The 24,678-nt window shown below is 65.3% G+C and carries 21 protein-coding genes and 4 tRNA genes; 4 read left to right on the forward strand and 21 right to left on the reverse strand.

The features are described from left to right. Positions 1-31 precede the first annotated feature (31 nt). The 14 genes from CLV01_RS19040 to uvrB form a co-directional block, all read right to left on the reverse strand. On the reverse strand, positions 32-1,132 hold the full coding sequence (locus CLV01_RS19040) for an NAD(P)/FAD-dependent oxidoreductase (RefSeq protein WP_099733493.1): 1,101 nt from the start codon (positions 1,130-1,132) through the stop codon (positions 32-34). Between the two features lie 159 nt (positions 1,133-1,291). After that, positions 1,292-1,366 (reverse strand) — tRNA-Val (locus tag CLV01_RS19045). Positions 1,367-1,403: 37 nt separating this feature from the next. Then, positions 1,404-1,478: transfer RNA gene (locus CLV01_RS19050), tRNA-Val, on the reverse strand. 37 nt (positions 1,479-1,515) lie between these two features. Continuing rightward, positions 1,516-1,590 (reverse strand) — tRNA-Val (locus CLV01_RS19055). A gap of 37 nt (positions 1,591-1,627) precedes the next feature. Next, positions 1,628-1,702 (reverse strand) — tRNA-Val (locus tag CLV01_RS19060). 42 nt (positions 1,703-1,744) lie between these two features. Continuing rightward, complete coding sequence (dnaQ, locus tag CLV01_RS19065; protein ID WP_034394212.1) at positions 1,745-2,461, reverse strand: DNA polymerase III subunit epsilon; 717 nt, start codon at positions 2,459-2,461, stop codon at positions 1,745-1,747. Positions 2,462-2,471: 10 nt separating this feature from the next. Next, the gene (gene fdx, locus CLV01_RS19070; RefSeq protein WP_099733492.1) at positions 2,472-2,810 is read right to left on the reverse strand and encodes an ISC system 2Fe-2S type ferredoxin; all 339 of its coding nucleotides are present in this window, start codon (positions 2,808-2,810) and stop codon (positions 2,472-2,474) included. A gap of 25 nt (positions 2,811-2,835) precedes the next feature. Next, positions 2,836-4,704 carry a Fe-S protein assembly chaperone HscA gene (gene hscA / locus CLV01_RS19075; protein WP_099733491.1) on the reverse strand — a complete coding sequence of 623 codons (1,869 nt, stop codon included), beginning with the start codon at positions 4,702-4,704 and terminating at the stop codon, positions 2,836-2,838. 84 nt (positions 4,705-4,788) lie between these two features. Beyond that, entirely contained in the window at positions 4,789-5,307 is a 519-nt protein-coding gene (gene hscB / locus CLV01_RS19080) for a Fe-S protein assembly co-chaperone HscB (protein WP_099733490.1), read from the reverse strand. A gap of 117 nt (positions 5,308-5,424) precedes the next feature. Continuing rightward, positions 5,425-5,748 carry an iron-sulfur cluster assembly protein IscA gene (gene iscA / locus CLV01_RS19085; protein ID WP_012205822.1) on the reverse strand — a complete coding sequence of 108 codons (324 nt, stop codon included), beginning with the start codon at positions 5,746-5,748 and terminating at the stop codon, positions 5,425-5,427. A 1-nt stretch (position 5,749) separates the two neighbouring features. Further along, positions 5,750-6,148 carry a Fe-S cluster assembly scaffold IscU gene (gene iscU / locus CLV01_RS19090; protein ID WP_012205823.1) on the reverse strand — a complete coding sequence of 133 codons (399 nt, stop codon included), beginning with the start codon at positions 6,146-6,148 and terminating at the stop codon, positions 5,750-5,752. Between the two features lie 43 nt (positions 6,149-6,191). Further along, positions 6,192-7,412, reverse strand: a complete 1,221-nt coding sequence (locus CLV01_RS19095; RefSeq protein WP_012205824.1) for an IscS subfamily cysteine desulfurase — start codon at positions 7,410-7,412, stop codon at positions 6,192-6,194. Between the two features lie 134 nt (positions 7,413-7,546). Further along, positions 7,547-8,083 carry a Fe-S cluster assembly transcriptional regulator IscR gene (iscR, locus tag CLV01_RS19100; RefSeq protein WP_012205825.1) on the reverse strand — a complete coding sequence of 179 codons (537 nt, stop codon included), beginning with the start codon at positions 8,081-8,083 and terminating at the stop codon, positions 7,547-7,549. 225 nt (positions 8,084-8,308) lie between these two features. Beyond that, positions 8,309-10,396 carry an excinuclease ABC subunit UvrB gene (gene uvrB / locus CLV01_RS19105; protein ID WP_043782068.1) on the reverse strand — a complete coding sequence of 696 codons (2,088 nt, stop codon included), beginning with the start codon at positions 10,394-10,396 and terminating at the stop codon, positions 8,309-8,311. A gap of 128 nt (positions 10,397-10,524) precedes the next feature. On the opposite strand from uvrB, the gene CLV01_RS19110 reads away from it, so the two are divergent. From CLV01_RS19110 to CLV01_RS19120, 3 genes are all read left to right on the forward strand, one after another. After that, on the forward strand, positions 10,525-11,721 hold the full coding sequence (locus CLV01_RS19110) for an amino acid aminotransferase (protein WP_012205827.1): 1,197 nt from the start codon (positions 10,525-10,527) through the stop codon (positions 11,719-11,721). 193 nt (positions 11,722-11,914) lie between these two features. Continuing rightward, complete coding sequence (locus CLV01_RS19115; protein WP_099733489.1) at positions 11,915-12,904, forward strand: CoA transferase; 990 nt, start codon at positions 11,915-11,917, stop codon at positions 12,902-12,904. Between the two features lie 332 nt (positions 12,905-13,236). Next, positions 13,237-15,699, forward strand: coding sequence for an EAL domain-containing protein (locus CLV01_RS19120; protein WP_013802207.1), 2,463 nt, complete (start codon positions 13,237-13,239; stop codon positions 15,697-15,699). A gap of 13 nt (positions 15,700-15,712) precedes the next feature. On the opposite strand, the gene CLV01_RS19125 is transcribed toward CLV01_RS19120, so the two are convergent. The 6 genes from CLV01_RS19125 to CLV01_RS29225 all read right to left on the reverse strand — a co-directional run bounded on the left by CLV01_RS19125 (position 15,713) and on the right by CLV01_RS29225 (position 22,681). Further along, positions 15,713-18,208 (reverse strand): YgiQ family radical SAM protein, encoded by a 2,496-nt coding sequence (locus CLV01_RS19125; RefSeq protein ID WP_013802206.1) that lies wholly within the window; start codon positions 18,206-18,208, stop codon positions 15,713-15,715. Between the two features lie 75 nt (positions 18,209-18,283). Continuing rightward, positions 18,284-19,276 (reverse strand): AraC family transcriptional regulator, encoded by a 993-nt coding sequence (locus tag CLV01_RS19130; RefSeq protein ID WP_043822934.1) that lies wholly within the window; start codon positions 19,274-19,276, stop codon positions 18,284-18,286. A 67-nt stretch (positions 19,277-19,343) separates the two neighbouring features. Then, positions 19,344-19,583 (reverse strand): DUF2783 domain-containing protein, encoded by a 240-nt coding sequence (locus tag CLV01_RS19135; protein WP_099733488.1) that lies wholly within the window; start codon positions 19,581-19,583, stop codon positions 19,344-19,346. Beyond that, complete coding sequence (locus CLV01_RS19140; RefSeq protein WP_099733487.1) at positions 19,580-21,316, reverse strand: FAD-dependent monooxygenase; 1,737 nt, start codon at positions 21,314-21,316, stop codon at positions 19,580-19,582. Before CLV01_RS19140 ends, CLV01_RS19135 begins: the two co-directional genes overlap by 4 nt. A 102-nt stretch (positions 21,317-21,418) precedes the next feature. After that, a complete protein-coding gene (locus CLV01_RS19145) occupies positions 21,419-22,285 on the reverse strand; it encodes a helix-turn-helix transcriptional regulator (protein ID WP_099733486.1) in 867 nt (288 codons plus the stop codon). A 225-nt stretch (positions 22,286-22,510) separates the two neighbouring features. Continuing rightward, complete coding sequence (locus tag CLV01_RS29225; RefSeq protein WP_012205835.1) at positions 22,511-22,681, reverse strand: hypothetical protein; 171 nt, start codon at positions 22,679-22,681, stop codon at positions 22,511-22,513. Between the two features lie 196 nt (positions 22,682-22,877). On the opposite strand from CLV01_RS29225, the gene CLV01_RS19150 reads away from it, so the two are divergent. Next, positions 22,878-23,477 (forward strand): IMPACT family protein, encoded by a 600-nt coding sequence (locus CLV01_RS19150; RefSeq protein ID WP_099733485.1) that lies wholly within the window; start codon positions 22,878-22,880, stop codon positions 23,475-23,477. Between the two features lie 21 nt (positions 23,478-23,498). On the opposite strand, the gene CLV01_RS19155 is transcribed toward CLV01_RS19150, so the two are convergent. After that, the gene (locus CLV01_RS19155; protein WP_099735104.1) at positions 23,499-24,677 is read right to left on the reverse strand and encodes a M20 aminoacylase family protein; all 1,179 of its coding nucleotides are present in this window, start codon (positions 24,675-24,677) and stop codon (positions 23,499-23,501) included. Between the last annotated feature and the right edge of the window lies 1 nt (position 24,678).

Genomic DNA, 24,678 nt, shown 5'->3' on the forward strand with positions numbered 1-24,678 from the left:
CCGTGGCCGTGTGTCGTGAACCGGCAGATCCTCAGGCCAGCAATTGCGCCACGTGCGCGCCAATGGCCAGGCAGCTGGTCAATCCCGGTGACTCGATGCCCAACAGTTGCACCACGCCCGCAACGCCGTGGGTCTGAGGCCCCTGAATCACGAAGTCTGCGGCGGCCTCGCCGGGGCCGCTGATCTTGGGGCGGATGCCGGCGTAGCCGGGCACCAGCGCGCCATCGGCCAGACCCGGCCAATACCGGCGGATCTCTGCGTAGAAGGCGTCGGCGCGCACGGGATCGACCTGCAGATCGCCTGGGCTCTCGACCCACTGCACATCGGGGCCGAACTTGGCCTGGCCACCCATGTCCAGCGTGAGATGCACGCCCAGGCCCGCTGCCTCGGGCACGGGATAGATCAGGCGCGAGAACGGTGCCCGCCCGGACAGCGTGAAATAGTTGCCTTTGGCATAGAAGGCCTGCGGAACAAACTGCTGCGGAAACCCCTGCAAACGGGCCGCCAGCAATGGCGCATGAAGACCTGCCGCATTGACCAGGGTGCGGGCCGTCAGTTCCGTACCATCGGCCGTGCGCAGCCACACGCCGCCTGGAGTGATGGCTGCCTCCTGCACCTCGGCATGGCAGACCACCATGCCGCCTGCGTTTTCGAGATCGCCCTGCAGGGCCAGCATCAGTGCGTGGCTGTCGATGATGCCAGTGCTGGGGGAGTGCAGCGCCGCCGCACAGTGCAGCGCGGGCTCCATGGCACGTGCCTCGGCGCCTTCAAGCCAGCGCAGGTCGTGGACGCCATTGGCTTCGGCCTTGCGTGCAATGGTCTGGAGCTGGCCGCGCTGCGCCTCATCCGTTGCCACGATGAGCTTGCCACAGCGCTGATGGGCAATGCCGCGTTCACCGCAGTAGGTGTAGAGACGCTGCCGGCCTTCGACGCACAAACGGGCTTTCAACGAACCTTCGGGATAATAGATGCCGGCATGGATGACCTCGCTGTTGCGCGAGCTGGTGCCCGTGCCAATGGCTTCAGCCGCCTCCAGCACCATGACCTCCATGCCCTGCAACGCCAGCGCCCTGGCCACCGCCAGCCCCACCACGCCCGCACCCACCACCACGCAATCGACCTGTTCGCTCATCTTGTCTGCCCTTTCACCGTCCAGCAGCCGATTATCAGACGGCGTCAGACACGAATGCGCCACAGATCATCTGGACGCATTGGAATTTCCAGGGCCTGAAAACCATGCACCGAGCGGAAATGAAAAAGCCCTCCTGAACAGATTTCAGGAGGGCTTGATTGGTGGGTGATACATGGATCGAACATGTGACCCCTGCCGTGTGAAGGCAGTGCTCTACCGCTGAGCTAATCACCCGCGAAGCCGGCTGCTAGGCCAACCTCTTTGGAAAAAATGGTGGGTGATACATGGATCGAACATGTGACCCCTGCCGTGTGAAGGCAGTGCTCTACCGCTGAGCTAATCACCCGCAAAGCCGGCTGCTAGGCCAACCTCTTTGGAAAAAATGGTGGGTGATACATGGATCGAACATGTGACCCCTGCCGTGTGAAGGCAGTGCTCTACCGCTGAGCTAATCACCCGCGAAGCTGGCTGCTAGGCCAACCTCTTTGGAAAAAATGGTGGGTGATACATGGATCGAACATGTGACCCCTGCCGTGTGAAGGCAGTGCTCTACCGCTGAGCTAATCACCCATATGTCGTTACTGCGACAAGACTTAGATTATGTCATAACTTCTAGGACTGATTTTCGAAGCCGCGCCAAATTGTCTTGCCGCCGCTCGATTTGTCCATCTGCACCATCACATCCTCGTGTGCGGCCAGCTCCTGATCATTGGCGTGCACCACGCGCAGCTTGAAGCTGGCCAGATCCACCTGCGCCACGACCAGCCCACCCTCGGACTGGACAGGCTCTTCCGCCATCAACAGGGCCTCCTGGCCCCGCGTGAGGTTGATGTAGACATCGGCCAGCAGCTCCGCATCCAGCAAGGCGCCGTGCAGCGTGCGCCCGGAGTTGTCCACCTCCAGGCGATCGCACAGCGAATCGAGCGAGTTGCGCTTGCCAGGGAACATCTCCTTGGCCATGACCAGGGTGTCGATGACCCCGCTCACGCACTGGCGGATCGGCGGGCGGTTGGCGAGCTCCAGCTCCTTGTTCAGGAACCCCAGGTCAAAGGGCGCGTTGTGGATGATGAGCTCGGCGCCCTGCAGGTACTCCCAGATCTCCTCGACCTTGTGCTCGAAGCGCGGCTTGTCCTTGAGGAATTCGGTGGTGATGCCGTGCACGCGCAGCGCGTCCGGATGGCTGTCGCGCCCCGCATTGAAATACAGATGCAGGTTGTTGCCGGTCAGCTTGCGGTTGACCATCTCCACGCAGCCCAGCTCGATGAGCCGGTCGCCGTTGTCGGCTGACAGGCCAGTGGTTTCAGTGTCGAGAATGATTTGACGCGACATGTGCTGGCCCTCAGTGGTTTTCCTTGGCGTGATTGAGCGAGTACTTGGGAATCTCGATGGTCACGTCCTCGCGTGCCAGGATGGCCTGGCAGGACAGGCGGGACTGCGGCTGCAGGCCCCAGGCACGGTCCAGCAGGTCTTCCTCCTCTTCCTCGGCCTCGTTCAGCGAGTTGTAGCCCGCCTTGACCACCACATGGCAGGTGGTGCATGCGCAGCTCATGTCGCAGGCATGTTCGATCTTGATGTTGTTGTCCAGCAGGGCCTCGCAGATCGAGGTTCCGGCGGACGCCTCGATTTCGGCACCCTGGGGACAGTATTCGGCGTGGGGAAGTATTTTGATAACGGGCATGACGGATCTGCTGTCGGATCAGAAATCAGGAAAGGGATTGCACGCTCTTGCCGGCCAGGGCCTGCTGGATGCTGCGGTTCATGCGCTCGGCGGCAAAGGACTCCGTGCCCTTGGCCAGCGCTTGTGTCGCGGCCTCGATGACGGCGGCATCCTCGGAGCCCACGCTGGCGCGCAGGGCGTCGATCAGCGCATCGATGGCTGCACGTTGGTCTGCGGCGAGCACATCGCCATCGGCCTGCAGAGCGCTTTCGGTGGCCATCAGCATGCGATCGGCGTCGACACGTGCCTCCACCAGTGCGCGGGCCTGCATGTCCTGCTGGGCCGTGGCAAAGCCGTCCTGCAGCATGCGGGCAACCTCGTCATCCGACAGGCCGTACGAAGGCTTGACATGGATATGGGCCTCGACGCCGCTGGTCTGCTCCTTGGCGCCTACCGACAGCAGGCCGTCGGCATCCACGGTGAAGGTCACACGGATGCGGGCCGCGCCAGCCGCCATGGGCGGGATGCCGCGCAGCTCGAAACGCGCCAGGCTGCGGCAGTCCGCCACTAGGTCGCGCTCGCCCTGCACCACATGGACGGCCAGGGCCGTCTGACCATCCTTGTAGGTGGTGAAGTCCTGGGCACGGGCTGTGGGAATGGTCTCGTTGCGGCTGATGATTCGCTCGACAAGGCCGCCCATGGTCTCCACGCCCAGGGACAGAGGAATCACGTCGAGCAACAGCATGTCGCCGCTGGAGCTGTTGCCAGCGAGCTGGTTGGCCTGAATGGCGGCCCCCAGCGCGACGACTTCGTCGGGGTTGAGATTGATGAGAGGATCGCGGCCAAAGAACTCGGCCACGGCCTCGCGCACCTGGGGCATGCGGGTGGAACCGCCGACCAGCACCACGCCCTGCACTTCGTCGCGCGCCAGCCCTGCGTCCTTGAGCGCGCGGCGCACGGCCGCCAGGGAACGTGCCGTCAGATGGGCCGTGCTCGCATCGAAATCGCTGCGCTTTACATCGAAATGCACAGCGCCGGTAGACAGCTCGGCCGTGAGCGTTGCAACCTGTGCATCCGTCAATGCCTGCTTGCAAAGGCGTGCCGCCATGCGCCAGCGGGCCTTGTCCTCGGCCGTCTGGGGAACCACGTCGGTCTGCAGGGCCACCCACTCGGCCAAAGCCGCATCGTAGTCGTCACCCCCCAGGGCCGAATCGCCGCCAGTGGAGACGACTTCGAACACACCCTGGGACAGGCGCAGGATAGAAATGTCGAAAGTGCCGCCACCCAGGTCATAGACGGCGTAGACGCCTTCGGAGCCGTTGTCCAGGCCGTAGGCAATGGCTGCAGCCGTGGGCTCGTTGATCAGGCGCAGCAGGTTGATGCCGGCGAGCTTTGCCGCATCCTTGGTGGCCTGGCGTTGTGCATCGTCAAAGTAGGCGGGCACGGTGATGACGGCGCCATGGATGTCGTCATTGAAGGTGTCTTCGGCACGGAAACGCAGCGTGGCCAGGATCTCGGCACTGACCTCCACGGCTGTCTTGGTGCCATCGACGGTCTCGATCCCGATCACGCCACGGCCGGCCTCCTGCTCCGCAAAGCGGTAAGGCAGCTTTTCCGGCGCATCGATGTCAGCCAGCGTGCGGCCCATGAAGCGCTTGGCCGAGGCAATGGTGTTGCCCGCATCGGTAGACAGTGCAGCCTGGGCGGCGTGGCCGATCTCACGGCGGCCCTGGGGCAGATAGCGCACGACAGAAGGCAGCAGCACTCGGCCCTGGTCATCCGGCAGGCATTCGGCCACGCCATTGCGGACAGCGGCGACCAGCGAATGCGTGGTGCCCAGGTCGATGCCCACGGCAATGCGCCGCTGGTGGGGATCGGGGGACTGACCGGGTTCGGAAATCTGCAAAAGCGCCATGAAAATACTCGGGGAAATTGCAGGTCCGGGCCGGCCGGCCTGCCTTGTGAATGAGGGTCTCTCGTGGGAGGTGTGGATCGCGGGTTATTGTCCCAGTTGATCGCGGCGACGCTCTATGTCCTGCGCAAATCGCGCAACAAACATGAGGGCTCTGACCTGCTGCACAGCCGCCTGCGCATCGTGCAGCTCATCCAGCTGACGACCGCATTCAGCCAGCATGCTCTTTCTCGCCTGCAGCACCTCGTCGTCCAGCGCATCCAGGGCGGCCGCGTCCTGCGCCTCTTCCAACGCCTCGCGCCACTCCATTTGCTGCATCAGAAAGGCGGTGGGCATGGACGTGTTGTCCTCGGCACGCACGGGTGCGCCCAGCAATTCGCAGAGATACGCTGCGCGCCTGAGTGGCTCCTTCAAGCGCTGGTAGGCCTCGTTGATGCGCACCGACCATTGCATGGCCACGCGCTGCGCGGCGGCTCCCTGCGAAGCAAAGCGGTCAGGGTGGGCCTCGCGCTGCAACTCCTTCCAGCGCGCGTCAATGGTGCTGCGCTCCTGCGCAAATTGGCGCGGCAGCGCAAACAGCTCGAAATCGTCCGATTGCAGGTTCATGTCGATAAAAAGCCGCCAGCACCGAAGCGAAGGCGGCCTCTTGAGGGAGTAGAAGAAATCAGGGCCTGCCGGGCATGCCGCCAGGCCATAAAGGCCCGGCCGCCCGGCAGATGCCGGTCAGATGCGAAAGCTCTCGCCGCAACCGCAGCGATCACGCTCGTTGGGGTTGTGGAACTTGAAGCCTTCGTTCAAGCCCTCACGCACGAAATCCAGCTCCGTGCCGTCGATATAGGCCAAGCTCTTGGGATCGACCAGCACCTTGATGCCGTGGTCCTCGAAGATCACGTCCTCGGGCAATTGCTCGTCCACATACTCCAGCTTGTAAGCCAGGCCAGAGCAGCCCGTGGTCTTGACCCCGAGGCGCACGCCGATGCCCTTGCCGCGTCGCGACAGGTAGCGGCTCACGTGGCGTGCCGCAGAATCGGTCAGCGAGATCGCCATATCAGGCGGCCACCACCGCAGTGCGCTTGGCACGGTAGTCATCGACCGCTGCCTTGATGGCGTCTTCGGCCAGGATGGAGCAGTGCACCTTGACGGGAGGCAGAGCCAGCTCTTCGGCGATCTGGCTGTTCTTCAGCGCAGCCGCCTCATCCAGCGTCTTGCCCTTGACCCACTCGGTCACCAGCGAAGACGAGGCAATCGCGGAACCGCAGCCATAGGTCTTGAAACGCGCGTCCTCGATGACGCCGGTTTCGGGGTTGACCTTGATCTGCAGCTTCATCACGTCGCCGCAGGCAGGAGCGCCGACCATGCCGGTGCCTACCGATTCGTCGTTCTTGTCGAACGAGCCCACGTTGCGGGGATTTTCGTAGTGGTCTACCACTTTGTCGGAATAAGCCATGATGTCTACCTCTTCAATACTTGATTCGCGTGCCGGCCAATGCTCAGTGAGCCGCCCATTGGATGGTGCTGAGATCGATGCCGTCCTTGAACATCTCCCACAGCGGGCTGAGTTCGCGCAGCTTGACCACATTGGTGCGGATGGTGCTGATCGCGTAGTCGATTTCCTCTTCGGTCGTGAAGCGGCCGATCGTCATGCGCAGGCTGCTGTGCGCCAGTTCGTCGCTGCGGCCAAGTGCACGCAGCACATAGCTGGGCTCCAGGCTGGCCGACGTGCAGGCCGATCCCGAGGACACCGCCAGACCCTTGATGCCCATGATGAGCGACTCGCCTTCGACGAAGTTGAAGCTCATGTTCAGGTTCTGCGGCACACGGTGCTCCATGCTGCCGTTGATGAAGACCTGCTCCAGATCCTTCAAGCCGTTGAGCAGACGCTGCTGCAGCGCGTAGGCCTTGGCGTTGCTTTCAGCCATTTCTTCCTTGGCAATGCGGAAGGCCTCGCCCATGCCGACGATCTGGTGCGTAGGCAGCGTGCCCGAGCGCATGCCGCGCTCATGGCCACCACCGTGGATCTGAGCTTCCAGACGCACACGTGGCTTGCGGCGCACATACAGGGCACCCACGCCCTTGGGGCCATAGGTCTTGTGCGCGGTCATGCTCATCAGGTCCACCGGCAGCTTGGACATGTCGATCTCCACGCGGCCCGTTGCCTGCGCGGCGTCCACATGGAACAGGATGCCCTTCTCACGGCACAGCGCGCCGATGGTGGGAATGTCCTGGATGACGCCGATTTCGTTGTTCACAAAGAGCACGCTGACCAAAATGGTGTCGGGGCGCAGCGCGGCCTTGAATGCCTCGATGTCGAGCAGGCCATCAGGCTGCACGTCCATGTAGGTCACCTCAAAGCCCTGGCGCTCGAGTTCACGCATGGTGTCGAGCACGGCCTTGTGCTCGGTCTTGAGCGTGATCAGGTGCTTGCCCTTGCCCTGGTAGAAATGCGCAGCGCCCTTGATGGCCAGGTTGATGGACTCGGTGGCACCGCTGGTCCAGACAATCTCACGGGGATCCGCGCCGATCAGGTCTGCGACCTGGCCGCGGGCCTTCTCGATGGCCTCCTCGGCTTCCCAACCCCAGGCATGACTGCGCGATGCGGCGTTGCCGAAATGCTCACGCAGCCAAGGAATCATGGCGTCCACCACGCGAGGGTCCACGGGGGTGGTCGCGCCATAGTCGAGATAGATGGGGAAATGCGGGGTCATGTCCATGACTGGCTCTTATCAAGGTTCAGGCTGGCAAAAAACGGGAAGGCGATGAACTCCGGTGAATCCATCCAGGCGGACAACACCGCGCCACACAGCCATGCGCGGCGGTGCCCTGCCCTCAGGGTGTCAAAAGTCGATCAGGACTTGGCGAAGGCGTTGCCCAGCGCGAATACCGAGTTCGGGGCATTCACACGGATGGGCTTGACCACGGGAGCCGTGGAAATCGCGCGACGCACCACGGGCTTGTCCTCGATCTGGATGCCCTTGGCCAGTTGTTCGTCCACAAGCTTTTGCAGCGTCACGGAATCGAGGAACTCGACCATGCGCTGGTTCAGTGCGGCCCACAGCTCATGCGTCATGCAGCGGCCGGCTTCGCCCAGGCAATTTTCCTTGCCGCCACACTGGGTGGCATCAATGGGTTCGTCCACGGAGACGATGATGTCGGCCACGGTGATGTCGCCAGCCTTGCGGGCGAGCGTGTAGCCGCCACCGGGTCCACGGGTGGACTCGACGAGTTCATGGCGGCGCAGCTTGCCGAACAGCTGTTCCAGATACGACAGGGAAATCTGTTGCCGCTGGCTGATGGCTGCCAGCGTGACAGGGCCATTGTTCTGGCGCAGGGCCAGATCGATCATGGCAGTGACCGCAAAACGGCCTTTGGTGGTGAGACGCATTACGAGCTCCTTCAGTCAGGCTTGTACGTTACAGAAACACCCGCTCCAGCGATTTGACTGGAGTTGGGCACAGTCTCCGCCCTTACTCCGTCCTGTTCAAAAGGTTCAGAGCCCTTCTTTTCATCGAAGTTTTTGTTGTTGTTGAGTGTTGACCCTTAGTGTACCACATTCCCCATCAATTTTGTCGGGTAACAGGAGCTAACGGGCTTCAGACCAGGCGCCGCCTCAGGAAACCTGCACGGATGAGCCCCCGAACAGTTGCTCCTTGAGCAGCGCCAGCTGATCGCGCACCCGCGCAGCCTGTTCGAACTCCAGGCTGCGCGCATGTTCGAGCATCTGCTTCTCCAGACGCTTGATTTCCTTGGCCACATCTTTTTCGGACATGTCCTCGACACGCGCTCTTTCGAGCTGATTGGCCTGCAGGCGTTCCGCTTCCTTGCCACTTTTTTCGCTGTAGACACCATCAATCAGGTCTTTCACCCGCTTGACAATCTGCTTGGGTTCGATTCCGTTTTCCTCGTTGAAGCTTATTTGCTTGGCACGGCGTCGCTCGGTCTCGCCGATGGCCTTCTTCATGGACTCCGTGACACGGTCCGCATAGAGGATGGCCTTGCCATGCAGGTTGCGCGCGGCGCGGCCGATGGTCTGGATGAGACTGCGTTCGGCGCGAAGAAAGCCTTCCTTGTCGGCATCGAGGATGGCGACCAGCGACACTTCGGGGATGTCCAACCCCTCGCGCAGCAGGTTAATGCCCACGAGCACGTCGAAGACACCCAGGCGCAGGTCACGAATGATCTCCACGCGCTCCACCGTTTCCACGTCGGAGTGCAGATAGCGCACCTTGACGCCGTTTTCACTCAGGTAGTCGGTGAGTTGCTCGGCCATGCGCTTGGTCAGCGTGGTGATGAGAACACGCTCCGTGCGTTCGACGCGCAGGCGGATTTCCTGCAGCACGTCGTCCACCTGATTGGTGGCCGGGCGTACTTCGATTTCAGGATCGATGAGGCCTGTGGGGCGAACGACCTGGTCCACGACCTGGCCCGAGTGGGTCTTTTCGTAGTCTGCCGGCGTGGCGGAGACAAAGATGACCTGGCGCATGCGCTGCTCGAATTCCTCGAATTTGAGCGGCCGGTTGTCCAGCGCCGAAGGCAACCGAAAGCCGTATTCCACCAGCGTGGTCTTGCGCGAGCGGTCGCCGCTGTACATGGCGTTGAGCTGGCCGATCATCTGGTGACTCTCGTCCAGGAACATGAGGGCGTCGCCGGGCAGGTAGTCGGTCAGGGTGCTGGGCGGCTCGCCGGGTGCGGCGCCTGAGAGGTGGCGGGTGTAGTTCTCGATGCCCTTGCAGTGGCCGACCTCGGTGAGCATCTCCAGATCGAAGCGTGTGCGCTGCTCCAGGCGCTGGGCCTCGACCAGCTTGCCGTCTCCCACCAGTTGCTTGAGCCGCTCGGCCAGCTCCAGCTTGATGGTTTCCACGGCGGCCAGCACCTTGTCGCGCGGCGTGACGTAGTGGCTGCTGGGGTAGACGGTGAAGCGCGGAATGCTCTGGCGCACGCGGCCCGTCAGCGGATCGAACAGCTGCAGGCTTTCAACCTCGTCGTCGAACAGTTCGATGCGAATGGCCAGCTCGGAATGCTCGGCGGGGAAGACGTCGATGGTGTCGCCGCGCACGCGGAACTTGCCCCGGCTGAAGTCCTGGTCGTTGCGCTGGTACTGCATGCGGATCAGTTGCGCGATGACGTCGCGCTGGTTGATGCGGTCGCCGGTGCGCAGCGTCATGATCATGCGGTGGTAGCTTTCGGGCTCGCCGATGCCGTAGATTGCCGAGACCGTGGCGACGATGACCACGTCGCGCCGCTCCATCAGGCTTTTGGTGCACGACAGCCGCATCTGCTCGATGTGCTCGTTGATGGCGCTGTCCTTTTCGATGAACAGGTCGCGCTGGGGCACATAGGCCTCGGGCTGGTAGTAGTCGTAGTAGCTGACGAAGTATTCGACGGAGTTCTTGGGAAAGAACTCACGGAATTCGCTGTACAGCTGCGCTGCCAGCGTCTTGTTGGGCGCGAAGACAATGGCCGGGCGGCCCAGGCGGGCAATCACGTTGGCCATGGTGAAGGTCTTGCCCGAGCCCGTCACGCCCAGCAGGGTCTGGAAGGATTCGCCGTCCTGGATGCCTTCGACCAGCTTTTCAATGGCGGCGGGCTGATCGCCGGCCGGCGGATAGGGCTGGAACAGCTCGAAGGGGGAGTCCGCGAAATGCACGAACTGGCCGGAGGCCTCAGGTGCTGGAGAGGAATCAGAGACTTCGTGCATGACGTGGGTTCGCAAAAGTGAGTATCGGCCGGCGAGATCGCTAGAATTCATGGGTTAACCCGAAAGCCTACCGTAGCTTGGGGCTAGCCGCGTTTTTTCCACCTCCCAAGACATCCCAAGGACGCTTCATGTCTCTGTTTACCGCCGTCGAAATGGCCCCCCGCGACCCCATCCTGGGTCTGAACGAGCAGTTCGCTGCCGACACCAACCCCAGCAAGGTGAATCTGGGCGTGGGCGTGTACTTCGACGACAACGGCAAGTTGCCCCTGCTCGAATGCGTGCAGGCCGCCGAGAAGGCGATGATGGACAAGCCCACGGCCCGCGGCTACCTGCCCATCGACGGCATCGCTGCCTATGATGCCGCAGTCAAGGGCCTGGTGTTCGGCGCCGAGTCCGACGTCGTCAAGTCCGGCCGCGTGTCCACGGTGCAGGCCATCGGCGGCACCGGCGGCCTGAAGATCGGCGCCGACTTCCTCAAGAAGATCAGCCCCGCCGCCAAGGTGCTGATTTCCGACCCGAGCTGGGAAAACCACAAGGCCATCTTCACCAATGCAGGCTTCGAAGTGGGCACCTATGCCTACTACGACGCAGTCAACCGCAAGGTGAACTTCGAAGGCATGCTGGCCGACCTGAACGCGGCCGCCGCCGGCACCATCGTGGTGCTGCACGCCTGCTGCCACAACCCGACCGGCTATGACATCACGGCCGAGCAGTGGGACCAGGTGATCGCCGCCGTCAAGGCCAAGGGTCTGGTGGCCTTCCTCGACATGGCCTACCAGGGCTTTGGCCACGGCATTGCCGAAGACGGCGCCGTGATCGGCAAGTTCGTGGCCGCCGGCCTGAACATCTTCGTCTCGACCTCGTTCTCCAAGAGCTTCAGCCTGTACGGCGAGCGCGTGGGCGCGCTGTCGGTGGTGGCCAACGACAAGGAAGAAGCGGCCCGCGTGCTGAGCCAGCTCAAGATCGTCATCCGCACCAACTACTCCAACCCGCCCACCCATGGTGGCGCCGTGGTGGCCGCCGTGCTGAACAACCCCGAGCTGCGCGCCCTGTGGGAAAAGGAACTGGGCGAGATGCGCGTGCGCATCAAGGCCATGCGCCAGAAGCTGGTTGACGGCCTGAAGGCTGCCGGCGTCCAGCAGGACATGGGCTTCATCACCACTCAGATCGGCATGTTCAGCTACTCCGGCCTGAGCAAGGACCAGATGGTGCGCCTGCGCACCGAGTTCGGCGTCTACGGCACGGACACGGGCCGCATGTGCGTGGCCGCGCTGAATAGCAAGAACATCGACTACGTCTGCCAGTCGATCGCCAAGGTGGTCTGACCCCCACCCCGGCTGCCCGGCCATGTGCCGGGTTTGCAGACATGCCGCCAACGGTGCATTGCCCTGGCGGCATTTTCTTTTTCCGGGCGGCTTTTGCATCCTCACCGTCCGGTATGCGCCAGGCCCTTGGAGGCATGGGTGCGATCATGCGTGCAGTTGAAACACCGAATGCACAACGAGACGCTCCATTCCCATGCCCGATCACGCGCCTCCTGAACCCATTGCGCTACACGCGCCCCTCTCCTCTTCCCCCACCAACGGGCTGCCGTTGTCGGGCGTGCGCATCCTGAGCCTGGCCCTGAATCTGCCCGGCCCCGCCGCCCTGATGCGCTGTGCCGCCATGGGCGCGCAGTGCAGCAAGCTGGAGCCTCCGTCTGCACGGCCCGCATCGGGCGGTGCAGCCGGTGCGGCCGGTGCAGACCCGATGGCGCACTACAGCCCGCAAGCCTATGCCGACATGCACCAGGGCATTGCGGTGTGGCAGGCACAGCTCAAGAGCGAGGAAGGACAGGCGGCGCTGCACGATGCGCTGGATGCGGCCGACATCCTGCTCACCTCGTTCCGCCCCGCCGCACTCGCCAAGCTGGGGCTGGACTGGGCGTCGCTGCAGCAGCGCCATCCGCAGCTGTCGCTGGTGCGCATCGTCGGCAGCGCGGGAGCCCTGGCCGACGTGCCGGGCCATGACCTGACCTACCAGGCCGAGGCGGGGCTGGTACAGGGCGGCGCCATGCCACCCAGCCTGTTTGCCGACATGGCCGGTGCGCTGATGGCCAGCGAAGCCGTGCTCAAGGCCTGGCTGCTGCGCCAGCGCAGCGGCCACGGCAGTCTCCAGGAAACAGGCCTGGCCCAGGCCGCGCAGTGGCTGGCTTTGCCCTGGCATTGGGGCCTGACCCGGCCCGACGGCGATGTGGGCGGTGCGCACGCAGGCTATCGCGTCTACGCCTGCGCCGATGGATCGGTGGCCGTGGCGGCCCTGGAGCCGCATTTCGCGGCCCGCCTGTGCGCCGTGGCGTCGGTGAATGGCGATGGCAGCATCGCCAGCATGCGCAGCCCCGCCATGCATGCAGCCCTGCAAGCCTTCCTGGCCCCCTTGTCCTGCGCCGAGCTGGCAGACCTGGCCGAGCAGCACGATCTGCCCCTGCACCCTCTTCCCGGCCAACCCCAGGCACGGCCTCGCTTGTAGGCGGACACCTAAAAGCACCACCTGTCCGCAACCTACAAGCCGCGCAGGTCATGGCTGGCCGCAGCATGCGGGCACGCTGCGGCCAATGACCCTCTTTACCGTAATAGCCCGCTCCTCTTAAATCGGAGTTGCGCATACAACCGGACAACCCGAACACATCTGGAAACACCCATAATCGGCTTATCTGGAGGCAGCCCCATGGTTCGAGAACATCCATCAACCGCCTGGATATCCGGGACGCGTCAGCCACCCAGCCATACGGCGCCAGTTCTGCGGCGCATTGGCGCCAGCGCCTGAGCCGCCCACACGGCCAACCCTCCCCTGCTCCACCCATGCAAAGCCAGCCCCCAGCCCATGTGCCGGTACTGCAGCTGGTGCAGCGCATCTGGCCCCTGGTGCTGGTGGTCGTGGTGCTGGTGGTCATGGCCAGCGGCAGCCTGTACCTGGTGTCTGCGGTGCGCGCCTTTGTGGCCGGGGAAAGCCTGTGGTCCAAGGCACAGAAGGACGCCATCTACGCCCTGAGCCGCTATGTGGACAGCGGCTCGGCGCGCGACATGGCGCGCTTCGAGCAGGCCATGGCCATTCCCGCGGGCGACTGGCAGGCGCGCATGGCGCTGGACGATGTGCCAGCCAGGGTCAAGGATGCGCGTGCCGGCATTCTTCTGGGAGGCAACCACCCTGACGATGCCGAGGCGCTGATCTGGCTCATGCAGACCTTCCGCCATGTCGAGCTTCTGGAAGAGCCTTATCGCTACTGGAAACAAGGCGATCAGTACCTGCAGCAGCTCGACAGGCTGGCCCAGGAGATAGAGCAGCGCCACGCAGTGGGCAGCGTCAGCGCCGAGGACGCCATCACCTGGAAACGCGAGATCGAGCAGATCAACGCCGGCGTCACACCGGCCACCCAGCAGTTCAGCGCCTCGCTGGGCCGCAGTTCACGGCAGATGGTGATGTGGCTGCAGGGCATCCATCTGGTGCTGGGTGTGGCGCTGATCCTGGTGGCGCTCTGGCATACGCGGCGCATGCTGCAGCAGCGCCAGCAGGTGCAAAACGACCTGCTGACGGAAAAGGAAAGGGCCCAGACCACGCTGGCCTCGCTGGGCGACGCCGTGATCACCACGGACGCCCAGGGCGTGGTGGACTATGCCAACCCCGCCGCGCTGGGCCTGCTGGGCAGCAGCGAGCAGCAGCTCAAGGGCCAGCACCTGGCCAAGGGCCTGCATTTCAACAGCATTGACACCACCCAGACCGCGGAAAGCCTGCTGGCCCATTTGCTGTCGGGCCAGCAACTGCGCGAGGAGCATACGCGCTGGCTGCGGCGCCATGACCGCAGCATCGTGCCGGTCAAGCTCATGGGGTCGGCCATCAGCGGCGGTGGGGAGCGCCCGGCCGGTGCGGTGATCGTGCTCAGGGATGTCTCGCGCGAGCAGCAGTACCTGGACCAACTGTCTTGGCATGCCAGCCACGACGGGCTGACCGGGCTGGAGAACCGCGTCGAGTTCGAGCGCCGGCTGCAGCGCCTGCTCAACCAGGGCCAGCACAGGCTGCGGCCCTCGGCCGTGCTGTACATGGACCTGGACCAGTTCAAGCTCATCAACGAGACCTGTGGCCACCCGGCGGGCGACGAGATGCTGTGCGAGGTCAGCCGCCTGCTGCTGCACAACCTGCGCGAGACCGACACCCTCGCGCGGCTGGGCGGAGATGAATTCGGCGTTCTTCTGGAGAACTGCCCGCCAGAGCCCGCTCTGCGCATTGCCGAGAAGCTGCGCCAGGCGACCGAGGCCCTGCACGTGCACTGGGGCAAGCAGGTGCTGCGCACGGGGCTGAGCATCGGCCTGGTGCACATCGGCGGCGAGGTCCAGTCGGCCCAGGACCTGCTGCGCATGGCCGACATGGCCTGCTACCGCGCCAAGGAGCGCGGCCGCAACCGCATCTACGTCTACCGCAGCGACGATGGCGAGTACACCCGCCACGTCAGCGAGATGGAATGGGTGACACGCATACGCATGGCGCTGGAGCAGGAGCGCTTTTGCCTGTACGCCCAAAGCATTGCACCGCTGCAGCCCGACGGCCAGCGGGGCCTGCATTTCGAGGTGCTGCTGCGCCTGCGCGACGAGCAGGGCCAGATCATCTCGCCGGCCACCTTCATTCCCGCGGCCGAGCGCTACGGCATCATGCCCACGGTGGACCGGTGGGTGATCGCCAGAACGCTGGCCACGCTGGCCCAGCATCCGGCCGCACTGCGCCACATCGACACCTGCGCCATCAACCTGTCAGGCCCCAGCCTGGATGACGACGGGCTGCTGGACTTCGTGCAGAAACAGCTGAGCACGCATGGCATTGCACCGCAGCTGCTGTGCTTCGAGATCACGGAGACCAGCGCCATCGCCAGCCTGTCCAGTGCCACCCGGCTGATCCAGGCCCTGCGCACCCTGGGCTGCCGCTTTGCGCTGGACGACTTTGGCGTGGGCATGTCCTCGCTGACCTATCTGAAGCAGCTGCCCGTGGACTATCTGAAGATCGACGGCGGCTTTGTGCGCGACATGCTCCAGGACCCCAGCAACCACGCCATGGTGGAGATGATCAACCGCATAGGCCACATTCTGGGCAAGCGCACCGTGGCCGAGTATGTGGAAACCCGCGAGATCGCCCAGGCCCTTCAGGCCGTGGGCGTGGACTATGCACAGGGCTTTGCCCTGGCACGGCCCGTGCCGCTGGACACGCATTACTTTGAAAGCGGCGCCCAGGCCGCCCGCCGCGAATGGCAGGGCACGCTGGCGCCGGCCGCCAGCTAGAGGCAAAGGCGCGTCAGCGCGGCTTGCGACCGCCCGGCGCCGCCTTGCGGCCCGAACCGGCAGCGCCCGCAGAACGGGAAGGACCACCCACACCGGGGCGCGGCGGCAGGCCCGTGTGCTGGGTCAGCATGCGGCCCGGCTGGGGCTGGCTGGAACGGAAACGCACATCGCCCGCAGGCTCGCGCGACTCTGCCAGCACCTTGCCCGGCCCGGCATTCTTGCCACCGGCCTTGTTGAGGGCGTAGGCCTTGCCTTGCTGGGACACCACGGCACGTGCGGCCACACCCGTGCCCTGCGTGCTGTTCTTGCGGCGCGCGCTCTGGTAGCCGCCATCGACCAGGGGCTGGAAGGTGGGGATCAGGTGCTGCTTGCCGTTGCCGATGAGGTCGGCACGGCCCATGGCCTTCAAGGCCTCGCGCAGCAGCGGCCAGTTGTTCGGGTCGTGGTAGCGCAGAAAGGCCTTGTGCAGGCGCCGGCGCTTTTCACCGCGCACGATGTCCACCGACTCCTCGTTCACGTCGCGCATCTCGCGGCGCACCTTGGTCAGCGTGTTGCGGCCAGAGTGGTACATGGCCGTGGCCGTGGCCATGGGGCTGGGATAGAAGGTCTGCACCTGGTCGGCGCGAAAGCCGTTCTTCTTCAGCCAGATGGCGAGGTTCATCATGTCCTCGTCGCTGGTGCCCGGGTGGGCCGCGATGAAGTATGGAATCAGGTACTGCTTCTTGCCCGCTTCCTCGCTGAACTGCTCGAACATCTGCTTGAAGCGGTCATAGCTGCCGATGCCCGGCTTCATCATCTTGGTCAGCGGACCGGACTCGGTGTGCTCGGGCGCGATCTTCAGATAGCCGCCCACATGGTGCTGCACCAGCTCCTTGACGTACTCGGGCGACTTCACGGCCAGGTCGTAGCGCAGGCCCGAGCCGATCAGGATCTTCTTGATGCCCGGCAGATTGCGCGCGCGGCGGTAGATCTTGACCAGCGGGGCGTGGTCGGTGTGCAGGTTCTGGCAGATGCCGGGGAACACGCAACTGGGCTTGCGGCAGGCGGCCTCGATCTCGGGGCTCTTGCAGCCCAGGCGGTACATGTTGGCCGTGGGGCCGCCCAGGTCGGAGATGGTGCCGGTGAAGCCCTTGACCTTGTCGCGGATGTCCTCGACCTCCTGGATGATGGACTCCTCGGAACGGCTCTGGATGATGCGGCCCTCATGCTCGGTGATGGAGCAGAAGGTGCAGCCGCCGAAGCAGCCGCGCATGATGTTGACCGAGGTGCGGATCATCTCCCAGGCCGGGATCTTGGTCTCGCCCTCATGGCTGCCGCTGGCGTCGGCATAGCTGGGATGGGGGCTGCGTGCATAGTGCAGGCCGAAGACCCAGTCCATCTCGGCCGTGGTCAGCGGAATGGGGGGCGGGTTCAGCCACACATCGCGCGCGGTCACGCCTTCGCCGTGGGCCTGGACCAGGGCGCGGGCGTTGCCGGGGTTGGTCTCCAGGTGCAGCACGCGGTTGGCGTGTGCGTAGAGGATGGGGTCGGCCTTGACCTGCTCGTAGCTGGGCAGGCGCAGCACGGTCTTGTCGCGCGGCGGCTGCTTGCCCTTGCCGCGCAGCGACGGGTTGGGAACGAACTGGATGGTCTGAACGGCGGCGACCGAGGCACCGTCCGGCTTCGCGGCGGCATCACCCTCTTCCTTGGAGCAGGTCTGGCCCTGGGCCTCGGCCTGCTCGCTGGTGGTCATGTAGGGGTTGATGTGGGGCTCGACCACGCCAGGCTCGTCCACCACGGAGGAATCCAGCTCGAACCAGCCCGCTTCCGACTCGCGGCGGAAGAAGGCCGTGCCGCGCACATCGGTAATGCTTTCCACGGGCTCGCGCGCGGCCAGGCGGTGGGCCACCTCGACAAGGGCGCGTTCGGCGTTGCCGTACAGCAGGATGTCGCACTTGCTGTCCACCACGATGGAGCGGCGCACCTTGTCGCTCCAATAGTCGTAGTGGGCGATGCGGCGCAGGCTGCCCTCGATGCCGCCGAGCACGATGGGCACGTCCTTGTATGCCTCACGGCAGCGCTGGCTGTAGACAATGGCCGCGCGGTCGGGGCGCTTGCCGCCCACGTCGCCCGGCGTGTAGGCATCGTCGGAGCGGATCTTGCGATCGGCCGTGTAGCGGTTGATCATCGAATCCATGTTGCCTGCCGTCACGCCCCAGAACAGGTTGGGACGGCCCAGGGCCTTGAAGGCCTCAGCGCTCTGCCAGTCGGGCTGGGCGATGATGCCCACGCGAAAGCCCTGCGCCTCCAGCACCCGGCCGATCACCGACATGCCGAAGCTGGGGTGATCCACATAGGCATCGCCCGTCACCAGGATCACGTCGCAGCTGTCCCAGCCAAGCTGGTCCATCTCGGCCCGGCTCATCGGCAGGAACGGGGCCGTGCCGAAGCGCTTGGCCCAGTACGGTCGGTAGCTGGTCAGCGGCTTGGCAGCGCGATGGAAAAAGGAAACGTCAACGGGGGCGTTCATGATGGGCGGTTCGGCTTCTGGGAGCCTGTGCGGAAGGAACCGGCCAGTGTACGTTTCGGCACTCAACCCTGCTGGCTAAGGGTCTTGCTCCAGCCCCCTGATACGGCCCTCCTGCTGCTGCCAGCCCGACCTCTTTGCGGCCTCCTGCGCCAGATAGGCCTTGGGCGTATGCCCGGACCAGCGGCGGAAGGCCCGCGCAAACACCTTGGGAGAGTCGTAGCCCGCGTTCTCTGCGATGCGGGCCGATGACAGCCCCCCGGCCTCCATCTGCTGGGCAGCCAGCGCCATGCGGTGCGCCGTCAGGTAGCCGATCGGGGTTGCGCCCACCAGCTGCTTGAAACGCATGCTGAAGCGGGTGCGCGACATGCCGGCCTCGGCCGCCAGCGTCTCCACGCTCCAGCTGCGCTGCGGCTCCCGGTGCATGCAGACGATGGCGCGGGCAATGCAGGCATCGCCCAGGCCCCGCAGCCAGCCTTCACCCACGGCGGCCTCGCGCGCCAGGTGCTCGCGCAGGATGTTGACCAGCAAAAGCTCGCCCATGCGCGCGGCCGACAGGCGCCAGCCCGGGCGCCGCGCCAGCGTCTCCAGCGTGAGCGACTGCATGGTGGCGGCCAGGCAATCGGCCAGCGGCAGATCGCTTGCGCGGATATGGATCAGCGGCGGCAGGATGCGGAACACCGAATGCCGGCAATAGGCTGAAAACCACAGCAGGGCCGAAAACATGTCGGTCGCCTCGCCCCCGCCGCCATGGCTGAAGACCAGCGGATTCTCGTCCTGCGGGCCTTCGGCATGGCGGGAGATCAGCCGCGAGAACAGCTCGCAGGCCATGCCCAGGTCCGAGGCCACCACATGTGCCGCACCCATGGGCAGCATGACCAGGTCGCCCGGCTCGACCCGCAGCGGCTGCATGCCCTCCACCTGTATCCAGTAGGGCGCGCCGCGCGCCATGCGGATCATGGCGCCCGTGACGCCCGTGGACTTCAGGCTCCACGGCGCGGTCAGCGCAAAACGCGCCGTCACGGCGCGCTCTGACCGGCAAATATCGAGAACTTCGCTCAGCACATCCATGGGGTCGTGGCATCCTTGATTCCGGGCCGATGTTAGCCAGCGCCGGCCACGCAACCACCCGGCAGGGCTAGCTGTTTACCCTAGGCTGAAGATCCTGCTGCGCCGCCTGCACCAGCTCGGAGAACTGCCGGGCGCTGCCCAGCCGCTCGGCCGCCAGCAGCGCCAGCTTGACCAGAAACAGCTCGGACTGCTGTGGGCCTGCCGCGTCAATGGCCGTGGCCAGTTGGTCGTAGACGGCTTCCAGACCGGCGATATCCAGGGTGCCGGGCGATTCAAGCGTGTCGGGCGATGTGTGTGCTGGGCTCATGCCTGGGCTCCTTGCGTGCAGGTGGCGTTGTCGAGTGCGGATTGCAGGCGCCACGCATCCAGCGCCAGCCAGCGTGCGCAGACATGCTGGTCGGGCCGCAGCAGGTAGGCGGCGCCAGAAGGTGGATCGGCGGGCACGCCATGGCGTTCGCGGCAGCGGCCCTGACTATCGGAAAGGGTCAGGTCAGCGCCCTGAACTGGCTGCGGCTGCGCCTGGCTGGAGATGGCCACGATGCGCAGGCCCACGCCGCGGCCGCGCACCACGCGGGCAACCTCGCTCAACGCGGGCGACACGGCCGAGCCATCGGTGAAATACAGCAGGTCGAAGCCGCCGCCCAGGTGGTCCAGCAGATAGTCGTCCGGCGCCAGGCACACGTTCTGCGGCGGCGCGCCATGGGCGGGGCCGCCCTTGAACAAATGGTTGTCGTCGTCCCTGCTGTTGAGGGGCGAGCGGGCGTACTCATGGGGGCGTGATGTGCGCCAGTGGTACAGCGGGCGCACGAAGGCCTGGGTGAGCGACAGCGACAGCACGGCATCGCGCAGCAGCCGGAAGCCGCGCGAAGGCGGCGCCATGAAGCGCGTGCTCTTGCCGGCCTCTTCGACAATCTCGCGCGCAGCGCCCACGCGCTCGCTGCTGTAGCTGTCCAGCAAGCGGGCCGGCGCCACGCCGCGCGCCACCAGTGCCAGTCGCCAGGCCAGGGCCTGGGCGTCCTGGAAACCGGTGTTGGCGCCGCGCACCCCGAAGATGGGCAGCAGGTGGGCCGCATCGCCCGTGAAGACCACGCGGCCGTGCACGTAGTCCGGCAAGGTCAGCGCGCGTGCCGAGTAGACCGAGCTCCAGTCCATCTCCCAGGGCGTGCCGCCAAAGCCGATCATCTCCAGTTGCGCGTCGATGCGCGCCTTGAGCGATTCGGGCTGCAGTGCCTGCTGCGGATCTTCGCCCGCAGGCAACTGGTAGTCCACGCGCCAGATGCCGTGCGGCTCGCGGTGCATGAGGATGGTGTTGCCGGGGTTCCACACAGGATCGAAGAAAGCCAGTCGCTCGGTGGGCAGCGGCAGGTCGATGCGGATGTCGGCAATCACGAAGCGGCCTTCGTATGACGCCCCTTCCATGACCAGGCCCATGGCCGTGCGTATGCCCGAGCGTGCGCCATCGGCTGCGACCAGCCAGTCGGCTTCCAGCGCATACGGCCCTTCGGGCGTGTCCACCTGCAGCCGCGCTATTGCAGCCGCGCCTTCGCCAGCCTGCTCCACTCGCTCCACGCGGTTGCCCCAGCGCAACTCGATCAGCGGATGGGCCAGCACGGCATCGACCAGGTACTCCTCCAGGTACTGCTGCTGCAGGTTGGTCATGGGGAAGAAGCGGTCGTCCTCGCTGTGCGGTGCTTCCATGCGAAACACGCGCTGGCCCCGGTAGAAGGAGTTGCCAAAGCGCCATGGCAGCCCGCTCTCGCTGACCCGCCCGGCCACGCCCACCTGCTGGAGGATCTCCATGGAGCGGCGCGTGAAGACGATGGCACGGCTGCCTTCGGATACCTGCAGCTCGGACTCCAGCAGCACGCATCGCTGCCCGTGGCGCGCCAGCTCCAGTGCCGTGGTCAGGCCTACCGGCCCCGTTCCGACGATGACGACGGGGTGCCGCTGCACCCCCGGATGCTCCGATGGCAGCCAGGGCCGATGCACCTGGTAGCGGTAGTAGATGGACTGCCTGGGCTGGGCATGGGGCTGGTGCATGGGGGGTCTCCGTCGTGCGTCTTGTTCAGGGCGCAGTGTAGGCAGCACCGGCCCCGGCAATGTCCCCAGATGGGGACAGACTGCGGCGCCCGTCTCCGGGGCTCAGGACAGCGCTTGGGGCGCCATCAACAAGGCAAACAGCTCACGCTGCCCCTGCACGCCCAGTTTGGCGCAGACCCGCTTGAGATAGGTTCGCGCGCTGGACACGGTGATGCCCAGGCGCTGCGCCAGCCGCTCGGCATCAAGCCCCTCGATCACGCAGCGCACCACGTCCAGATCGCGCTGCGTGAGATGGGCAAAGCGCCCGGCCAGGCGCGCCAGCACCAGCCCCGCCAGATCGTCCTGCAGCGCCTGGCCCGCATAGTGCAGGCGCATGGCCTGCATGACCAGGGGCGCAAAGGCTTCGATGCGTGCGATGGACTGCGCATCAAGGCAGCCGTGCTCCTCGCCCCGGTACAGGTTCACCGCCAGCCACCGTGCGCCAGGCTGCAGGGTCAGCAGCGAGAGCCGCTCCACCAGGCGCGGCAACCCATAGCAGACATGGCGGTACTCGGGATGGCTGACATCGCAGGGGCGCTGGCGGTGCAGCCACACGCGCGCGGGAGCCTGGGGGTCGCGCTGCTGCCGCGCAAGTTCGGCCTGCATCACCCGCTGTGCGCCGTCAAGCGGATAGAAGCGCTCGCTGTAGTCCTGCGAAATCATGGGCAGCGCCCCCGTGCGCGCCCGGTCGCCAAAACCCACGATGCGCGGCCGCGATCGGCCCTGGAACGAGAAGATGGTGCACTGCGCCAGCGGCACGTGCCGGCCCAGCAAATGCAGCAACTGCCCGGCCACCTCGTCGCTGCTGGCGCTGGAGCGGCCCACCTGCTCCAGCAGCGCCGTCACATCGCCCAGGGGCACGGGCAGGCTGGCGTCGCTGGCGGAGGCAGGCGCCAGCAGCCAATGGCTGCGGCCGGTGTCAGTGCTCATGGTTCCTGCAGGAATGCAAAAAAGGCCGGCGCTTCGCGCAGCCGGCCTGGGTGGGTATGTGGAACTGGAAATGATAAATCCAGCGCAGCGAGGCAAGAGCCTGCTGCGCCTGGTTCGCGGTCTGTTCGCTTGAGGGTCACCGCCTGTCGGCGGGCCGCTGCACGGTCCAGCCGGGCCTGACAGCACGGATGCCGCTGCAGGCCCTTGGCCAGGCGGCACCTGCCATCACCATTCGCCGACGTTGCGGATGCGCTGGTCCAGATCCAGAGGAATGCCGCCGCCAGCGGCTTCATGGTCCTGACCAGCTTGCTCCAGCGCCATGGGCGGGGGACTGAAATGATCGCGGCCAAAGGTGTGTTCGGTGAGAACGGGATCGCGGGAAGGTGGGGTGTTCATGGTTGCGCCTCCTTGACAGAAAGCTTACTGCGAATCTTTCACGATTTCTGTAGGACAAACCTGGATGCAACCCTCTGAAGCTGAAATGACACAAGGTACGCATGCTCACAAATGTGTAGCGCTTCGTAATAAAGGCGTAATGAATCCATGCGCCAAACCCCGGGCCAGGGGCGATCGGGTAAGCTTGCCGCCCTCCATGCCACAGACACTCCGCGCGCCCGCGCACAGCGAACTCATCATCAAGAAAAGCCGCTTCATCGGTTGCGTGCAGCCCATGGCCGACCGCGCCAGCGCCCAGGCGGTGGTCGATGCGCTATGGCGCGAGCACCCCGGCGCCGCCCATGTCTGCTGGGCGCTGCTGGCAGGCGGCCAGTCGGCAGCCGTCGATGACGGCGAGCCCAGCGGCACGGCAGGCCGCCCCATGCTGGACGTGCTGCGCCACCAGGACCTGGAAGGCGTGCTGGCCACCGTGGTGCGCTACTTCGGCGGCGTCAAGCTGGGCGCAGGCGGCCTGGTGCGCGCCTACACCGATGCCGTGGCCCAGGCCCTGCTGACCGCCGAGAAAGTGACACTGCTGCGCATGCAATCGCTGCGCTGCGCCGTGCCCTATGCGCTGGAAGGCCTGGTGCGCCGCGAGATCGATGCAGCAGGCGCCGAGCTGCTCCAGGTCGAGCATGGATCGCTGGTGCAGTTCGATCTGCGCCTGCCGCAGTCGCAGGCTGAAGGCTTTGTGAGCCGCCTCAATGAGAGCGGTCAAGGACGCGTGGGCTGGATGGAAATCCACCACGGCGAATGAGATGCGCCGAGCTCAAGCAGTTCAACCGGCCACCAGAAACCGCTGCGCCAGCAGCACCCAATAGGCGGCTCCCACGGCGATGTTGTCGTCGTTGAAGTCATAGCCCGGGTTGTGCACCATGCAGGCGCCTTGCTCGCTTCCCTCGCCATTGCCAATCAGCAGATAGCTGCCTGGCACGCGCTGCAGCATGAAGGCAAAGTCTTCGCTGCCCGGCAAGGGCGGCGCCTGCAGCGTGACATGTTCCGGGCCCAGCAGCTCCAGCGCGATCTGGCGCGCGAAGTCCGTCTCCTTGGGCGTGTTGACCAGCACCGCATAGCCGGGTCGCCACTCGAGTTGCGCCTGCACGCCGAAGCTCTCGGCCTGCGCACTCACCAGGTCGCGAATGCGCTGCTCCAGCAGCCTGCGCACATCGGTATCCAGCGCACGCACGCTCAACTCCAGCACAGCGCTGTGGGCAATCACGTTGTTGGCCTTGCCTGCGTGGATGGCTCCCACGGTCACCACCGCCATCTGCAGCGGATCGATGTTGCGTGAGACGATGGTCTGCAAGGCCATGATGATGCTGGCGGCCGCAACGATGGGGTCGGCCGCGCGGTGCGGCATGGCACCATGCCCGCCCACCCCGGTGAGGGTGAGCGTGGCGTAGTCGGAGGACGCCATGGCTGCGCCCTCGCGCAGCGCCAACCGCCCCTGGGGCATGCCCGGCATGTTGTGCATGGCAAAGATGGCGTCGCAGGGGTGGCGCTCGAACAGCCCGTCTTCCATCATGCGCAGGGCACCGCCGCCGCCCTCCTCCGCAGGCTGGAAGATCAGCGTGAGCGTTCCGTCGAAGCCGCCGTGCTCGGCCAGATGCCGGGCCGCCGCCAGCAGCATGGCCGTATGGCCGTCATGGCCGCAGGCATGCATGACACCGGCATGCGTGCTGGCGTGGGCGAAGGCATTGGCCTCGGTGATGGGCAGCGCATCCATGTCGGCGCGCACGCCCAGGCGCCGGTGGCCGCTGCCGCGCACCAGCCGCCCCACAACGCCCGTGCCGCCCAGGCCGCGTTCCACCTCGTATCCCCATTGCTCCAGTTGCTGCGCGACCAGGGCGCTGGTGCGATGTTCCTCGAAGCCGAGCTCGGGGTGCCTGTGGATGTCGCGGCGCACCTCGACGAAGGCTGCGGCCGAGCCGCGCAAAGTGTCCAGAAGGGTGTTCATG

Source organism: Delftia sp. 60 (assembly GCF_002754395.1).
Taxonomy (GTDB): Bacteria; Pseudomonadota; Gammaproteobacteria; order Burkholderiales; family Burkholderiaceae_C; genus Comamonas; species Comamonas acidovorans.

Bases quoted from the DNA above. Each gene is read 5' to 3' on its own strand.
- uvrB (WP_043782068.1), bottom strand. From the start codon at position 10,396: ATGCACGAAGTCTCTGATTCCTCTCCAGCACCTGAGGCCTCCGGCCAG.
- CLV01_RS19125 (WP_013802206.1), bottom strand. From the start codon at position 18,208: ATGAACGCCCCCGTTGACGTTTCCTTTTTCCATCGCGCTGCCAAGCCG.
- CLV01_RS19130 (WP_043822934.1), bottom strand. From the start codon at position 19,276: ATGGATGTGCTGAGCGAAGTTCTCGATATTTGCCGGTCAGAGCGCGCC.
- hscA (WP_099733491.1), bottom strand. From the start codon at position 4,704: ATGGCGCTTTTGCAGATTTCCGAACCCGGTCAGTCCCCCGATCCCCAC.
- CLV01_RS19110 (WP_012205827.1), top strand. From the start codon at position 10,525: ATGTCTCTGTTTACCGCCGTCGAAATGGCCCCCCGCGACCCCATCCTG.
- dnaQ (WP_034394212.1), bottom strand. From the start codon at position 2,461: ATGTCGCGTCAAATCATTCTCGACACTGAAACCACTGGCCTGTCAGCC.
- fdx (WP_099733492.1), bottom strand. From the start codon at position 2,810: ATGCCCGTTATCAAAATACTTCCCCACGCCGAATACTGTCCCCAGGGT.
- CLV01_RS19155 (WP_099735104.1), bottom strand. From the start codon at position 24,677: ATGAACACCCTTCTGGACACTTTGCGCGGCTCGGCCGCAGCCTTCGTC.
- CLV01_RS19140 (WP_099733487.1), bottom strand. From the start codon at position 21,316: ATGCACCAGCCCCATGCCCAGCCCAGGCAGTCCATCTACTACCGCTAC.
- CLV01_RS19120 (WP_013802207.1), top strand. From the start codon at position 13,237: ATGCAAAGCCAGCCCCCAGCCCATGTGCCGGTACTGCAGCTGGTGCAG.
- iscA (WP_012205822.1), bottom strand. From the start codon at position 5,748: ATGGCGATCTCGCTGACCGATTCTGCGGCACGCCACGTGAGCCGCTAC.
- iscU (WP_012205823.1), bottom strand. From the start codon at position 6,148: ATGGCTTATTCCGACAAAGTGGTAGACCACTACGAAAATCCCCGCAAC.
- hscB (WP_099733490.1), bottom strand. From the start codon at position 5,307: ATGAACCTGCAATCGGACGATTTCGAGCTGTTTGCGCTGCCGCGCCAA.
- CLV01_RS19145 (WP_099733486.1), bottom strand. From the start codon at position 22,285: ATGAGCACTGACACCGGCCGCAGCCATTGGCTGCTGGCGCCTGCCTCC.
- CLV01_RS29225 (WP_012205835.1), bottom strand. From the start codon at position 22,681: ATGAACACCCCACCTTCCCGCGATCCCGTTCTCACCGAACACACCTTT.
- CLV01_RS19095 (WP_012205824.1), bottom strand. From the start codon at position 7,412: ATGGACATGACCCCGCATTTCCCCATCTATCTCGACTATGGCGCGACC.
- CLV01_RS19135 (WP_099733488.1), bottom strand. From the start codon at position 19,583: ATGAGCCCAGCACACACATCGCCCGACACGCTTGAATCGCCCGGCACC.
- CLV01_RS19115 (WP_099733489.1), top strand. From the start codon at position 11,915: ATGCCCGATCACGCGCCTCCTGAACCCATTGCGCTACACGCGCCCCTC.
- CLV01_RS19040 (WP_099733493.1), bottom strand. From the start codon at position 1,132: ATGAGCGAACAGGTCGATTGCGTGGTGGTGGGTGCGGGCGTGGTGGGG.
- iscR (WP_012205825.1), bottom strand. From the start codon at position 8,083: ATGCGTCTCACCACCAAAGGCCGTTTTGCGGTCACTGCCATGATCGAT.
- CLV01_RS19150 (WP_099733485.1), top strand. From the start codon at position 22,878: ATGCCACAGACACTCCGCGCGCCCGCGCACAGCGAACTCATCATCAAG.